Annotated in this window: 12 protein-coding genes; 6 read left to right on the top strand and 6 right to left on the bottom strand. The window is 72.4% G+C overall.

What is annotated here, in order from left to right:
- Positions 1-67 precede the first annotated feature (67 nt).
- The gene (gene hemL / locus GEV10_08065) at positions 68-1,414 is read right to left on the bottom strand and encodes a glutamate-1-semialdehyde 2,1-aminomutase (protein ID MQA78419.1); all 1,347 of its coding nucleotides are present in this window, start codon (positions 1,412-1,414) and stop codon (positions 68-70) included.
- A 255-nt stretch (positions 1,415-1,669) separates the two neighbouring features.
- On the opposite strand from hemL, the gene GEV10_08060 reads away from it, so the two are divergent.
- The 5 genes from GEV10_08060 (at position 1,670) to GEV10_08040 (ending at position 6,730) form a co-directional block, all read left to right on the top strand.
- Entirely contained in the window at positions 1,670-3,604 is a 1,935-nt protein-coding gene (locus tag GEV10_08060; protein ID MQA78418.1) for a hypothetical protein, read from the top strand.
- A 127-nt stretch (positions 3,605-3,731) separates the two neighbouring features.
- Positions 3,732-4,187, top strand: coding sequence for a DUF4396 domain-containing protein (locus GEV10_08055; GenBank protein MQA78417.1), 456 nt, complete (start codon positions 3,732-3,734; stop codon positions 4,185-4,187).
- Positions 4,188-4,251: 64 nt separating this feature from the next.
- Positions 4,252-5,028 carry a hypothetical protein gene (locus GEV10_08050; protein ID MQA78416.1) on the top strand — a complete coding sequence of 259 codons (777 nt, stop codon included), beginning with the start codon at positions 4,252-4,254 and terminating at the stop codon, positions 5,026-5,028.
- Positions 5,025-5,771, top strand: a complete 747-nt coding sequence (locus tag GEV10_08045; protein ID MQA78415.1) for an ANTAR domain-containing protein — start codon at positions 5,025-5,027, stop codon at positions 5,769-5,771. The genes GEV10_08050 and GEV10_08045 overlap by 4 nt, the downstream gene beginning before the upstream one ends.
- 122 nt (positions 5,772-5,893) lie before the next feature.
- Positions 5,894-6,730 (top strand): CBS domain-containing protein, encoded by an 837-nt coding sequence (locus GEV10_08040; GenBank protein ID MQA78414.1) that lies wholly within the window; start codon positions 5,894-5,896, stop codon positions 6,728-6,730.
- 7 nt (positions 6,731-6,737) lie between these two features.
- On the opposite strand, the gene hemB is transcribed toward GEV10_08040, so the two are convergent.
- The 5 genes from hemB to GEV10_08015 all read right to left on the bottom strand — a co-directional run bounded on the left by hemB (position 6,738) and on the right by GEV10_08015 (position 12,882).
- A complete protein-coding gene (hemB, locus tag GEV10_08035; protein ID MQA78413.1) occupies positions 6,738-7,730 on the bottom strand; it encodes a porphobilinogen synthase in 993 nt (330 codons plus the stop codon).
- A gap of 166 nt (positions 7,731-7,896) precedes the next feature.
- On the bottom strand, positions 7,897-9,489 hold the full coding sequence (locus tag GEV10_08030) for a bifunctional uroporphyrinogen-III C-methyltransferase/uroporphyrinogen-III synthase (protein ID MQA78412.1): 1,593 nt from the start codon (positions 9,487-9,489) through the stop codon (positions 7,897-7,899).
- Positions 9,489-10,427, bottom strand: coding sequence for a hydroxymethylbilane synthase (hemC, locus tag GEV10_08025; GenBank protein MQA78411.1), 939 nt, complete (start codon positions 10,425-10,427; stop codon positions 9,489-9,491). The genes GEV10_08030 and hemC overlap by 1 nt, the downstream gene beginning before the upstream one ends.
- Positions 10,424-11,725: a glutamyl-tRNA reductase gene (locus tag GEV10_08020; GenBank protein ID MQA78410.1), complete on the bottom strand. Its 1,302-nt coding sequence runs from the start codon at positions 11,723-11,725 to the stop codon at positions 10,424-10,426. Before GEV10_08020 ends, hemC begins: the two co-directional genes overlap by 4 nt.
- A complete protein-coding gene (locus GEV10_08015; GenBank protein MQA78409.1) occupies positions 11,722-12,882 on the bottom strand; it encodes a redox-sensing transcriptional repressor Rex in 1,161 nt (386 codons plus the stop codon). Before GEV10_08015 ends, GEV10_08020 begins: the two co-directional genes overlap by 4 nt.
- Here GEV10_08015 and GEV10_08010 point away from each other — a divergent pair.
- Complete coding sequence (locus GEV10_08010) at positions 12,622-14,253, top strand: MFS transporter (GenBank protein ID MQA78408.1); 1,632 nt, start codon at positions 12,622-12,624, stop codon at positions 14,251-14,253. The genes GEV10_08015 and GEV10_08010 overlap by 261 nt on opposite strands.
- Positions 14,254-14,262: the final 9 nt, after the last annotated feature.

Genomic DNA, 14,262 nt, shown 5'->3' with positions numbered 1-14,262 from the left:
CCGTCTCCTGCGCGCCACGTGACCACAGAGCGAGGAGCGGAGCGGCGGAGGCCGCCGGGAAACGGAGTCACTGCGCCCCTTCCGGCTCCGCGATGAGAGCGTCGCGCGCAGCGTACGGCAGCGCCGCGGCGATCCTGTCGATCGCTTCCTCGTCGTGCGCGGCCGAGACGAACCACGCCTCGAACGCGCTCGGCGGCAGGTAGACCCCGAGACGGAGCATCTCGTGGAAGAACGCGGAGTACCGGTACGCCTGCTGCCGTTTCGCCGCGGCGAAGTCGGTGACGTCCTCGTCGGTGAAGAAGACGCTGAACATGTTGCCCGCGGCGCTGATCCGGTGGGCGACGCCCTCCTCGTCGAGCGCCTCGTGGACGAGCTGACGCAGCCGCGCCGACGTCGCGTCGACGCGTGCGTAGACCTCGTCGGTGCATGCCCGCAGGGTCGCGAGACCGGCGGCGGCCGCGATCGGGTTACCCGACAGCGTGCCCGCCTGGTACACCGGACCCTCGGGTGCGAGCATCGCCATGACGTCGGCCCGGCCGCCGAACGCCGCCGCGGGGAACCCGCCGCCCATCACCTTGCCGAACGTCACGAGGTCGCCCGCGACGCCGTCGACGCCATACCAGCCCGACCTCGTGACGCGAAAGCCCGTCATGACCTCGTCCATGACGAGCAGCGCGCCGTACTCGTCGCAGATCCGGCGCAGCCCCTCGTTGAAGCCGTCGCGCGGGGCGATCACGCCCATGTTGCCCGCGGCCGCCTCGGTGATGACGCAGGCGATCTCCTCGCCGCGTTCGGCGAACATGCGCTCCACGGCCTCGAGGTCGTTGTACGGCAGCACGATCGTGTCGGCCGCCTGCGCCGGCGTGACGCCGGGCGAGTCGGGCAGGGCGAGCGTCGCGACGCCGGAGCCCGCCGCGGCGAGGAGCGAGTCGACGTGACCGTGGTAGCAGCCGGCGAACTTCACGACCCTGGGCCGGCTCGTGAACCCACGGGCGAGCCTGATGGCCGACATCGTCGCCTCGGTGCCGGAGTTGACGAGGCGGACGCGTTCGACCTGCGGGGCACGCGCCAGGATCTCCTCGGCCAACGCCACCTCCCCCTCGGTCGGCGTGCCGAACGACGTGCCGCGGCTGACCGCTCTGCGCACCGCCTTGACCACCGGCGGGTACGCGTGACCGAGCAGCAGCGGGCCCCACGAGCACACGAGGTCGACGTACTCGTTGGTGTCGGCGTCGAGGATCCAGGCACCCTCACCCGACTCCATGAACAGCGGCGTGCCGCCCACGGCGCGGAACGCCCGGACGGGCGAGTTCACGCCACCGGGAATGCTCCTGCGGGCGCGGTCCATCAGCGCGGCGGAGTTGTCGGTGGACAGGCGCGGCTCGAGGGTCGGGTCGATAGGAGGCGAGACCATGCCCCCATCCTGTCGCAACGCCCGTCGCGGTCGTGCCTCCCGTCGCCCTCCTCCGCTCCGCTCCTCGCTACGTGGTCACATGGCACGCATGGGGGTGGGTCGCTGCGATGCTCACTCTGGAGGCCGCCTCGCTACGCACTACGACGTTCCGCTGAACCTTTCGTGAAGCGGGTTCCGTCGCCCGCCGAGGTGAGGGAAGCTGGGTGTTCGGTCCCCTTGCGATCGGGGGCACACGTGACCGGTGGAACGCGCGCGATGGCAGTCGCAGCAGTGTGCTGCGCCGCGATCATGCCTGTTCTCCTGGGCGTTCCCGCGCGAACCGTCACCGACGACGTCCTGGTCCCCCGCACCCCGCTCGCCGCGCCACCGCAGGCCGGGTACGGAGCGTTGCCGCCCGAGTCCGAGCCGGGGGCGGATGGATCCGAGGGCTACGAGGGCGCGGAGCCGATCACGGTCGGTGACGACCCGACGGGCAGGGGACGCGTCGGCACGACCGGCCTCACCGGCAACGGCATCCCCACGGTCGCGATGCAGGCGTACCAGTCCGCCGCCGACACGATGGCGCGCACGACCCCCCAATGCGGCATCGACTGGGCCTTGCTCGCCGCGATCGGCCGGATCGAGTCCGACCACGGCCGGCACGGCGGCGCGAACCTCGGGACCGACGGCGTCGCCGTCCCCGCCATCCTCGGGCCGACGCTCACGAAGATCCGCGACACCGACGGTGGCCGCCTCGACGGTGACAGCACCTTCGACCGGGCCGTCGGTCCGATGCAGTTCATCCCCGGCACCTGGCAGGGCTTCGGCGCAGACGGCGACGGCGACGGCCGGGCCGATCCGCAGAACGTCTTCGACGCCGCACTCGCGGCGGCGCGCTACCTGTGCAGCGGCGGCGCCGACCTGGTCGCCGACCCGGAGCAGGCGGTCTACCGGTACAACCACTCGCTCACCTACGTGGCGCAGGTGCTGACGCTGGCCGAGGCGTACCGCAGCGGACTCGCCGGCAGCCTGCCGGAGCCGCGGTCTGTCGGCACGACCTCGCCGGGCGGCAGCGGGCCGACCGGTTCCACCACGCCCGGCTCCTCACCGACCTCGAACGTCCCGGACCCCACGCCGGGCGAGACCTCGAGCCGACCGGATCCGACCGGGTCGACCCCGTCCGACTCACCTGACCCACCGGACTCGCCCGACCCGACCGACTCGGACGGCGACACGCCACGGCCCACCGACTCGACCACGTCGCCATCGCCCACGGTCACGGCGTCGTCGCCGCGCCCGACGGCGACCAAGACCACGCCGACCCCCAGCACGACCCCGTGCCCGAGCGACAGCGCCACGCCGACCCCCACGCCGTCGCCCTCGCCGACCTGCGCCGACGACAAGACCGACGGGACCGAGGGCACGGCGCAGGGGCGTGCGCTCTCGGCCGCGATGCTCGCGGCAGACGATGGGGACGCGTCGGAGACACCAGACCCGAGCGACTCGCCGACACCGTGCACGAGCCCGCGGCCGACGGGATCGCCGACCAGCACGCCGACGCCCACGACGACCACCACCTGCGAGCCCACGCCGTGCGCGACCTCGACCGGCGGCACCGAGCCGTCGCCGACGCCCTGCACCACGCAGTCACCCGACCCGACGCCGACCGACCCGACGCCGACGACGTCACCCACGCCGAGCGACACCCCGAAGCCGACGCCGACGCCGGGCCAGACCGGCGGCGGTGACGACGGCGGCTCCGGCGGCAACGGCTCGGACGGCAGCGGCCAGGACGGCACCGACGGCTCGTCCACCGCTGACAACCCCGAGCTGCAGCCGGCGAACGTCAGCGGCCTGGTCCCGGGCTCGACGCTGGAGTCGACGACCACGCCGGAGCCGGTCGTCGCACCGCTGCCGAGCGTCGCGCGACTCCACGCCACGCTCATCGCGCTGACCCGTGACCCGTGCATGCGCGGCGTCGGCACCGCCGCGCCGCCATGGAACGGCGACCGGCCCCGGCCCGTCCCGGTCCCCGCGGTCGTCCCGGTGACCGGCCTGCCGACCCACTACTCCGGCATCGACTCGGCCGCGCACGGCACGGTGGTCGTCGCGGTGAGCGAGGCTTCCCCGGCGCACATCGTCGACGTACGTTCGCAGGCGCGGTCCCCGCCCGCGCGGTCACCTCCGGAACGCGGTCCGCCGACCTCGTGACGGAGAACGCGGCGGACAACCGTCTCAGGGAGAGCATCGCGGCAAATAGCGGCCGGGTACTCTCCCTTGACGTTGGGCCAAGAACTGCGTAGATACCCTAGTGGGGTATCTACGCAGAGGAGTTGCCATGGCTACGAGCACCGCGTCCTGGTCGACCGCCGCATCCGCCACGCTGCACTGCCTCACCGGCTGCGCCATCGGCGAGGTACTCGGCATGGTCATCGGCACGACCGCCGGCCTGCCGAACGCGGCCACAGTGGTGCTCGCGATCGCGCTGGCCTTCGTCTTCGGCTACGGCCTCACGATGCGCGGTGTCATGCGCGCCGGTCTGACCGTTCGCCAGGCCCTGCGCATCGCACTGGCCGCCGACACCGTGTCGATCGCGGTGATGGAGATCGTCGACAACCTCGTGATCGTCGGTGTCCCGGGTGCGATGGAGGCCGGTCTGGCCAGCCCGCTGTTCTGGGGCGCACTGGCGCTGGCGCTCGTGATCGCGTTCGTCGTCACGACCCCGGTCAACAAATGGATGATCGGGCACGGACGCGGCCACGCCGTCGTCCACGCCCACCGCGGCCACCACTGAGCACTCCCTGCGGTCGCCCGCCGTCCGACTGTCCGGTCCCGGCAGCATGGGCGACAATGACCGGGTGTCGGCAGACCCTCCGCAGGTCAACGTCGTACCGGCCCGCAGCCGCGCCGGCCGGGTCTGGACGGCGGTCACGGAATGCGCCCGGCGCGAGGGGAAGACCGTCTCGCTGCGACATGCGTGCATCGCCTGCGCGGAGGCGCTGCCCGTGACCGGCGCCGGACTGTCCCTCAGCCGCGGCCCTGGACACGACCGCGAGCCCGTCTACTCCAGCGACCCCCTGAGCGACGAGCTCGAGGAGCTGCAGTTCACCATCGGCGAGGGCCCGTGCGTGGAAGCGCTCGGCCTGATCCAGTCCGTCCTCGTCTCCGACCTGTCGACCGAGGACAACGGCCGGCGCTGGCCGGCGTTCGCTCCCGCCGCGGTCGGCCACGGCGTGCGCGCGGTGTTCGCGATGCCCCTTGCGGCAGGAGCGGTGAAGGTCGGCGTGCTCGGTCTCTACCGGCGCCGCGCCGGTTCACTCACCCGCGACGAGCTGACCGACGCGTACGTCTACGCCGACGCGGCGCTCGCGCTGGTGCTCGACGACCTCGTCGGCGTCGACACCGCCCGGCGCCCGTTCGTCGACGGCGGGTTCGTCGAGCGATCGGCGGAGGTGCACCAGGCAACCGGCATGATGTCCGTACAGCTCGGCGTCGGTGCCATCGATGCGCTCGCCCGGTTACGGGCCTACGCTTACGTGAACGACCGGCGGGTAGCCGACGTGGCAGGTGATGTCGTCGACAGGCGGCTTCGGTTCTCCCCTGGACGGGACACTAGTGAGGATGCAGGGTCATGACTCCCGCCGCTGACCAGCTCGTACGCGAGACCTTCGTCGAACTGGCCGACACGCTCGTCGCCGAGTTCGACGTCATCGATTTCCTCGACATGCTGGCGCACCGCAGCGTCCAGCTCCTGGGCGTCGACGCCTCGGGACTCCTGCTCGTCGACCTCGGCGGCCGGCTCAACGCGGTAGCGGCGTCACACGAGCGTGCGCGCCTGCTCGAGCTCTTCCAGCTCCAGAACTCCGAGGGGCCGTGCCTCGACTGCTACGGCCAGGGCGCACCCGTCTCATGCCCCGACCTGTCGGGGCAGGAAGGGCGCTGGCCGCAGTTCGCGCCGGCCGCGCTGCAGGAGGGATACCGGGCCGTCCACGCCCTGCCGATGCGCCTGCGCAGCGAGACCATCGGTGCGATCAACCTGTTCAGCGAGGCGCCGGGCGCTCTCGGTGCGCCTGCCCTGGAGCTCGGCCAGGCACTCGCAGACATCGCAACGATCGGAATCCTGCACGAACGCGCGGTCCGCCGGCACGAGGTGCTCGCCGAGCAGTTACAGACCGCACTCAACAGCCGGGTCCTGATCGAGCAGGCCAAGGGTGTGCTGGCCGAGCGGCTGGGCATCAGCGTGACCGACGGCTTCGCCGTGCTCCGCCAGCGGGCCAGGCGTACGAACACCCGCCTCGGCGAGCTGGCCACGGCGGTCATCGACGGGACGGCGGACATCAGCACGTGGAACCGAGGCACCGACATGGCTGACCTGTAGCCGCACGCCGGAGTCGTGCGACTACACCCCGCAGATGTGACTACGTGCTGTACCAGGCACAGAGGAAGCAGTCGTTTGCAGGTGAGGTCGCATAGGGTTTTCGTCATCAGCTGTCACTGCTGATGCCATGTTGTCGGTCGCCTCGGATCCGGCGGCCTTCTTCGGTGGGAGAAGGCGACGCCCATGCCTCGTCGCGACGGTGCCCAGCACCGGCCGTGCGGACCGCGTTTCACGCCGCGGCGGTCGGGCAGGACATGACGATGTCCGCACACCGCCCGGTCCGCGACGTCATGACGGCAGATGTCGTCATCGCGTTGCAGGACACGCGCGCGGTCGATCTCGCGGAGCTGATGATCGCGTTGCGTCTCACCGCCGTACCGGTGCTCGACCTCTACGACCGGGTCGTCGGTGTCGTGTCCTACCCCGACCTGTTCCAGCACGACCCGAACGCGTCGCCCCTGCGGCGGCGGAAACGACTGTGGCGGCCGCTGGCGACCTCGTCCACCGTGGGAGAGCGAATGACGTCCCCGGCGGTGACGATCCCGCCCGACGCCTCGATCGCCGCCGCGGCCAGGCTGATGGCAGGTCGCGGGGTCGGAGTCCTGCCCGTCGTCGACCGGCAGGACAAGCTCGTCGGTATCGTCGGCGCGCGCGACCTGTTGGCGATGTACGTCCGACCCGACGACGAGATCAGGGCGGAGATCGTGCGCGAGGTCCTGGGGACCCACCTGCCGTCGGTGGCGGCGGTGGCACAGGTCGACGTCGCCGAGGCCGTGGTGACCCTCTCCGGCGAGGTCCCCGCGAGTGGGATGATCCCGCTCGCGGTGCACCTGACCCGCCAGGTCGGCGGCGTGGTCGAGGTGGTGGACCAGCTGTGGTGCGGCCCGCCCGAGACCGGCGAGGCGGCCGAGTTCCCGTCGGCGCCGTTGCGGCCCGCGGACTTCACCGTCGGCGGCTGAGCCCTGGTCAGCCGGCGGTGAGGCGGCGGGCGACCTCGGTCGCCCAGTACGACAGCACGATGTCGGCACCGGCACGCCGCATCGCGGTGAGCGTCTCGAGGATCACCCGGTCGCGGTCGAGCCAGCCGTTCGCCGCGGCCGCCTCGATCATCGCGTACTCCCCCGACACCTGGTACGCGCCGACGGGCACGTCGACCTCGTCGGCGACGACGCGGACGACGTCGAGGTAGCTGAGCGCCGGCTTCACCATGACCATGTCGGCGCCCTCGGCGAGATCCATGCGCACCTCGCGCAACGCCTCGTCGACGTTCGGCGGGTCCTGCTGGTACGCGGACCTGTCGCCGAACCTCGGCACGCACTCGGCCGCCTCGCGGAACGGCCCGTAGAAGGCGGAGGCGTATTTCACGGAGTAGGCGAGGATCGCGACCTCGGCGAAGCCCGCCTCGTCGAGCGCGGTGCGGATCGCGCCGACCTGGCCGTCCATCATGCCGCTCGGTCCGACGACGTGGGCACCTGCGCGCGCCTGGGCCACGGCGATCGCGGCGTAGCGCTCGAGCGTGGCGTCGTTGTCGATGCTCCCGTCGGCCCGCAGGACCGCGCAGTGGCCGTGGTCGGTGTACTCGTCGAGGCAGAGATCGGCCATGAGCACCGTCTCGTCGCCGACCTCCGTGGCGAGGTCACCGAGGGCGAGCTGCACGATCCCGGCGGGGTCGTCGGCCCCCGAGCCGCGGGCGTCCTTGTGCGCCGGGATGCCGAACAGGATCAGCCCGCCGACGCCGGCCGAGACGGCGTCGAACGCCGCCTTGCGCAACGACTCCCTGGTGTGCTGGACGACGCCGGGCATCGAGGCGACGGGCGCCGGCGCCGCGATGCCCTCCTTGACGAACAGCGGCAGCACGAGGTCGCCGGGCGCGAGTGCGGTCTCCGCGACCAGCCGGCGGAGTGCGGGCGTCCGACGGAGGCGCTGTGGACGTGCGACGGGAAAACGGGGCGTGCTCACCCGTCCAGGGTACGCCGGGCCTCCCGCGGGCTGCCTGCCTCCCTGTTGATCACGTTGACGTGATCAACGTGGACTTCACCTCGTGCAGGAGCGAGGTGAAGTCCATGTTCGTGAGGTGAACGTCAGCGCCGCGATGACCGGAACCCGCCGGGCGGCGGGTGCTCGACTACTTGGCGCGGCGGCGGGCTCCGCGGCGCATCTCGCTGGGGCGGCGGAACGCCTGGCCGGCCTCGAGCATCTCGTCGCGACGGGTCGCGGCGAACTCCGCCACCTCGTCGGCCAGCTGCAGCGCGGACGGCGACGACGCGGTGACGTCGACCCGCAGGCCGAACTCCTCTGCGGTCTCCGCCGTCGCAGGACCGATCACGCCGACGATCGTGGTGGCGTGCGGCTTGCCCGCGATGCCGACGAGGTTGCGGACGGTCGAGGACGAGGTGAACAGCACCGCGTCGAACCCGCCCGACTTGATCGCCTCACGGGTCTCGGCCGGCGGCGGCGCCGCGCGGACGGTGCGGTACGCGGTGACGTCCTCGGCCTCCCAGCCGAGCCGTTCGAGACCGGCGACGAGCGTCTCGGTGGCGATGTCGGCGCGTGGCAGCAGCACCTTGTTGATCGGGTCGAACACCGAGTCGTACGGCGGGAACTCCTCCAGCAGGCCCTCGCTCGACTGCTGGCCGGTCGGGACGAGGTCGGGCCTGATGCCGAACGCCTCGATCGACTCGGCAGTCTGCTCGCCGATGGCGGCGATCTTGACTCCGGCGAACGCACGCGCGTCGAGGCCGTACTCGGTGAACTTCTCGCGGACGGCACGGACGGCGTTGGCCGAGGTGAACACCAGCCACTCGTAGCTGCCGTTGACGAGCCCCTTGACGGCGCGCTCCATCTGCTGCGGGGTGCGCGGCGGCTCGACGGAGATCGTGGGGACCTCCTCGGGCACCGCGCCGTAGCGGCGCAGCCGCTCGGTCAGCGGTGCGGCCTGCTCCCTCGTGCGCGGGATGAGCACCCGCCAACCGAACAGTGGTTTGGTCTCGAACCACGACAGGCGCTCGCGCTGCGCCACGACGTCGCCGACGACGAGCACGGCAGGCGCCTCGGTGTCGGAGTCCTTGGTGTCGGCGGCCACGCCGCCGAGGGTCGACACGACGGTGCGCTGCCTCGTGGTGGTGCCCTCCCAGGTGACGGAGACGGGCGTGGACTCGTCCCTGCCGCCCTCGACGAGTGCCGCCGCGGTCTCGGCGACCGCCGCCTCGACGTCGAGGACGACCACCGTGGCGGTGGAGTCGCCGAGCGCGGAGACCTCGGTCTCGTCCGCTGCCGACACGACCCGTACCTCGCGCTGCTTCGCGGTCGTGAGCGGCACGCCCGCGTAGGCGGGGACGGCAATCGCCGCGCTGACGCCGGGGAGCACCTCGTACGGGAGGCCGGCCTTGGCGCATGCCGCGGCCTCGTTGGCGAACGGCCCGAACAGCACGGGGTCGCCGCCGACCAGGCGGACGACCTGGCGGCCGGCCCTGGCCTCGCGGACGACGAGCTTGCCGTTGCCGGCGTGGTCGTCACCGTCGACCCGGTGCACCTCGACGTCGTCGCGGCACCTGCCGCGCAGCGAGTCGGTCGCGACGTCGGCGTCGACGACGAGGACCTCGGCGTCGGACAGCGCGGCGACACCGCGGAGCGTCAGGAGCTCCGGGTCGCCGGGACCTGCCCCGAGGAACCAGATCTGTCCTCTTGTCTTCTTCTTGCGGGTGCGAGCCGAGCTCACTAGACGTGCTCTCCCATCAGAGCTGCGGCACCCTCGGCGAGCAACCCCGCCGCGAGTTCGCGGCCGAGTCGTGCGGGCTCACCTGAGGAACCAGTGGCGGTCCTTCTTACCGAAACGGTGCCGTCGAGAGCAAACGCGCCGGCCGTCAGCTCCAGCCGTCCGGCGTCGATCACGGTCGCGAGCGCACCCACGGGGGCTGCGCACCCGGCCTCCAACGCCGCGAGCAGCGCACGCTCAGCGGTGACGGTAGCCCGGCTCCCCCGATCGTCCAACGCCGCGAGGAGCGCCGCGGTTCCCTCGTCGTCGCCCCGGCACTCGACGGCGAGGGCGCCCTGCCCGGGTGCCGGCAGCATGACGTCGGGCCCGAGCACCTCGGTGACGACGCCGGCGCGACCGAGGCGGTCGAGCCCGGCGTGCGCGAGCACCACGGCGTCGAGCCGGCGCTCGTCGGGTACGTCGGGGCCACCGAGCACGCGCTTCAGCCGGGAGTCGACATTGCCCCTGATGTCGATGATCTCGAGGTCGGGACGGGCGGCGAGCAGCTGCGCGGCGCGCCGCGGCGAGCCCGTGCCCACCCGCGCGCCGGCGGGCAGCGCGGCGAGGGTGCGGGCACCCGGTGCCACGAGCGCGTCGGCCCAGTGCCCGCGGACGGGTACCGCCCCGAGAGCGAGGCCCTCCGGCTCGGCGGTCGGCAGGTCCTTCAGCGAGTGGACGGCGACGTCGACGGTGCCGTCGAGCAGCCGGTCGCGAAGGGCGCTGACGAAGACGCCGGTGCCGCCGATCTGCGCGAGCGAGCCGCGGTTGACGTCTCCGTAGGTCGTCACGTCGACGAGCTCGACGGTGCGGCCGGACGCCTCGGCGAGCGCGTCGGCGACGAGCTGGGTCTGGGCGTGCGCGAGCGCGCTCGCCCTGGTGCCGATTCTGATGGCCTTGGTCACGACTCGCCGTCTCCCCCGCGACCATGGTCGACCCGGGCGACGGCCTCAGCCGTGGCCGGGTCGAGGTCGAACAGCTCGCGCAGCGCGGCGGCGTAGGAGCCGCCGCCGGGCCCCGACGCGAGCTGCTTCACCCGCACGGTCGGGGTATGCAGGAGCTTGTCGACGATCCGGTGGACCGTCTTGGCGACCTCGGCCCTGGTGCGCTCGTCGAGGTCGGGTGCGCGGCCGCGCAGCCGCTCCATCTCGTGCTCGACGACCCGCGCCGCGACACCGCGCAGCGCGGCGACCGTGGGCGCCACCTGGGCCTGTTCGAGGCTCCTGGCGAACGCCTCGATCTCCTCGGCGACGAGCCGGCGTACGGCGGCCACCTCGGCCGGTTCGGTGCTGCGGTCGGCGAGCCGCTCGAGCCCCACGAGCGTGACGCCCGGCAGGTCGGCGACCTCGGGATCGACGTCACGGGGCACGGCGAGGTCGACGAGCACGAGCCGGCGACCGTCGCGGCGCGCCAGCGCGGCCTCGACGCCGGACCGGGAGAGCACGGTGCCGACCGCACCGGTGCAGGTGACCACGACATCGGCTGCGGCGAGCTCGGCGTCGACGTCGGCGAGCCCCACCGCCCGTCCGCCGTAGTCGGCCGCGAGCCGCGCGGCCGGCTCCGGGGTGCGGTTGGCGACGACGACGTCGGCACCCGCACGGCTCAGCGCGGACACGGCGAGGCCGCCCATCGCACCGGCCCCGACGACGAGCGCGCGCCTGCCGGCCGCCTCGCCAGTGAGCTCGCGGACCTCGTCGAGGGCCACGCTGACGAGCGACGCACCCGTGGCGTCGATGCCGGCCTCCGACCGCGCGCGCTTGCCCACCCGCAGCGCGCGGCGGAACAGCTCGCCGAGCTCGCGACCCAGGCTGCCGTCGTCGTCGGCCGTGCGCATCGCGGTGCGTACCTGGCCGAGGATCTGCGGCTCGCCCACCACCATCGAGTCGAGCCCGCAGGCGACGCCGAACAGGTGCTGGACGGCGCGCTCCTGGTAGTGGACGTAGAGGCAGCGGGTGAGCTGCTCCTGCGGCACGCCGCTGTGGCGCTCGAGCGCGCTCGTGAGGTCGGCGACCCCGACGTGGAACCTCGTGACGTCGGCGTAGAGCTCGACCCGGTTGCACGTCACGAGGACGACGGACTCGAGGACGTTGTGGGAGTCACGCACGTCGGCGGTGACCTTGCCGTGGGCGTCGGCCGCCACGGCGCGTTCCAGCACGTCGACGGGGGCGGTGCGGTGGTTGAGCCCCACCACGAGCAGTGTCACCGTCGCTCACCTCCTCGGTCGTCACTCGTGCCGGCGTCCTGGATCGCGTGCACCGGGTCGACACCGGTGTTGCGCTGGACGTGGAACGCGAGGATCTGCAGTTCGATCGACAGGTCGACCTTACGTAGCTGCACGTCCGACGGCACATGCAACACGGCGGGCGCGAAATTGAGGATGCTCCGGACACCGGCAGCGACGAGCCGGTCGCAGACGTCCTGCGCGGCCTGCGGGGGCGTCGCGATGACCCCGATCGCGATGCGCGCCTCGCGGACGACCGCCTCGAGCGTGTCGACGTGCCGCACGACCTTCTCGGCCACCTGGTTGCCGACCTTGCCCGGGTCGACGTCGAACAGCGCCGCCACGCTGAACCCGCGCGACACGAAGCCGCCATAGTCGGCGAGGGCGCGGCCCAGGTTGCCCATCCCGATGATGGCCACCGCCCAGTCCTGGGTGAGGCCGAGCTCGCGGGAGATCTGGTAGACGAGGTACTGCACGTCATAGCCGACGCCGCGAGTGCCGTACGACCCGAGGTGCGAGAGGTCCTTGCGAAGCTTCGCCGAGTTGACCCCCGACGCGGCGGCGAGGTCCTCGGACGAGACCGTCAGGGTGCCGCGCTCGCCCAGCCCGGTCAGGGCACGCAGGTAGAGCGGCAGCCTGGCGACGGTGGCGTCAGGGATGCCGCGGTCACGACCCCCGTGCGCGCGGCGGACGCGGTCGGCGGGACGGTTGGGCGACGACACGGGACTCCTGGACGGGGTGGACGCGCCGCGACGGACGGTGCGCTCTCGTCCCCAGGCTACGTCCTTGTGAACGTTCGCACAAAGTCGGGGGCCCGGAGCCCTCGTCAGTTCACGCCGAGGACGGCCCCGGCGCCGAGCACGCCGAGGACCCACGCGATGACCAGGAGGAGCCAGCCGCGGAACCCCTTGCTCGTCCTGGCGACGAGGGCCAGGATCACGACCGGCACGAAGAGCACGACGATCATGCCCAGGTCGCTGCGGTCCTGCCCATACGCGAAGATCCCGCCGAACGCGGCGACGACCGCCGTGACGGCGCCCAGCGGCTTCTTGGGCTCCTCGAAGATCTGCGGCATCGCCATGGACACCACGGTACGTGACGTCGGCCGGCTGCTCAGCAGAACGACAGAAGCCCGTCATGGCACAGTGTCCCCGAGGATCCGGCCACCGGGCCCGACCGGCCGGCGCGAACACCTCGCGTGGGTTGGGGATTACCGCAGCGTCCGAACTACCGTGGGGTTAGTCTTCACGCCAATGTCTCTCGGGGAAGACCGTGCGTTCCGCCCGCCCTCCCAGGACCGCACTGCGCGGTTCGGGGAGGTCTTCTCCGTGCGCGAGTTCCAGGTGCTCTGGATCGCGCTCGCCCAGTCGGGGATCGGCGACCAGCTCGCCAAGGTCGCGCTGTCGATCCTCGTCTTCGACCGCACCGGCTCCGCGCTGCTGACGACCCTGACCTACGGCGTCACCTACCTGCCGTACCTGGTCGCAGGCCCCCTGCTGTCGCCGCTCGCCGACAGGTACCCCCGCCGCGCGGTGCTCATCACCACCGACCTCGTCCGCGCCTGCCTCGTCGGGCTGATGGTCATCCCCGGTCTGCCGCTGTGGGTGCTGTTCGTCCTGGTCTTCGCCACCGGTCTCGCGCGACCACCGTTCGAGGCGGCGCGCTCCGCGAGCCTGCCCGACATCCTCCCCGGTGACCTGTTCGTCGTCGGCAGCGCCGTCACCCAGACCACCAACCAGGCCACCCAGGTGCTCGGCTTCGCGGTGGGCGGCATCGCCGTCGCCCTGATCGGGGCACCGCAGGCTCTCGCCCTCAACGCGGCCTCGTTCCTCCTCGCCGCCCTGCTGTTCCGCGTCGGCATGCGCAAGCGCGACGCCCCGCACGCCGACCGCAGGCCGACCCTGCGGCACCTCGTACGACACGGCTCGCGGGCGATCTTCGCCGACCCGCGGCTCCGCGCGCTCATCGGTCTGGGCATGCTCGCCGGCTTCTACGTCGTCCCCGAGGCGCTGGCCGTCCCGTACGTCCGCCAGGAGCTCGGCCTCGACGCCACGCACGCCGGCGCGATGCTGGCACTCGGACCGCTCGGCGTCGCGCTCGGCGCGATCCTGATCACCAGGCTGGTCAGGCCAAGCCGCCGGGTCGGCTTGATGGGCCCGCTCGCCGTCGCCGGGCTGCTCCTGCTGCTGCCGTTCTGGTTCGTGCCGGGCTTCTACGTCTCGTGCCTGCTGCTGTTCCTCTCGGGACTCGCCTGCGGCTACAACCTCGCCGCCAACCAGGCGTTCATCTCGATCGTGCCGCACGCGACCCGCGGCCAGGCCCTCGGTCTCGCGCAGACCCTGCTGATGCTCGCCCAGGGCGTGTCGACGATCGCCGCGGGCGCGCTCGCGCGGCAGCTGACGATCGGTGTCACGATCTGCGTGGCCGGGATCGTCGGCGCCCTCGTGGCCGGCTGGCTCTGGATCGACTGGCTCCGGGCCGTCCGCATCCACCACGCCCACCAGCCCTAGCCGTGGCGC

It is taken from the genome of Streptosporangiales bacterium, assembly GCA_009379955.1.
Classification (GTDB): domain Bacteria; phylum Actinomycetota; class Actinomycetes; order Streptosporangiales; family WHST01; genus WHST01.
The sequence above is the reverse complement of the archived record's forward strand: the minus strand, read 5'-3'. Positions and strand labels throughout refer to the sequence as shown.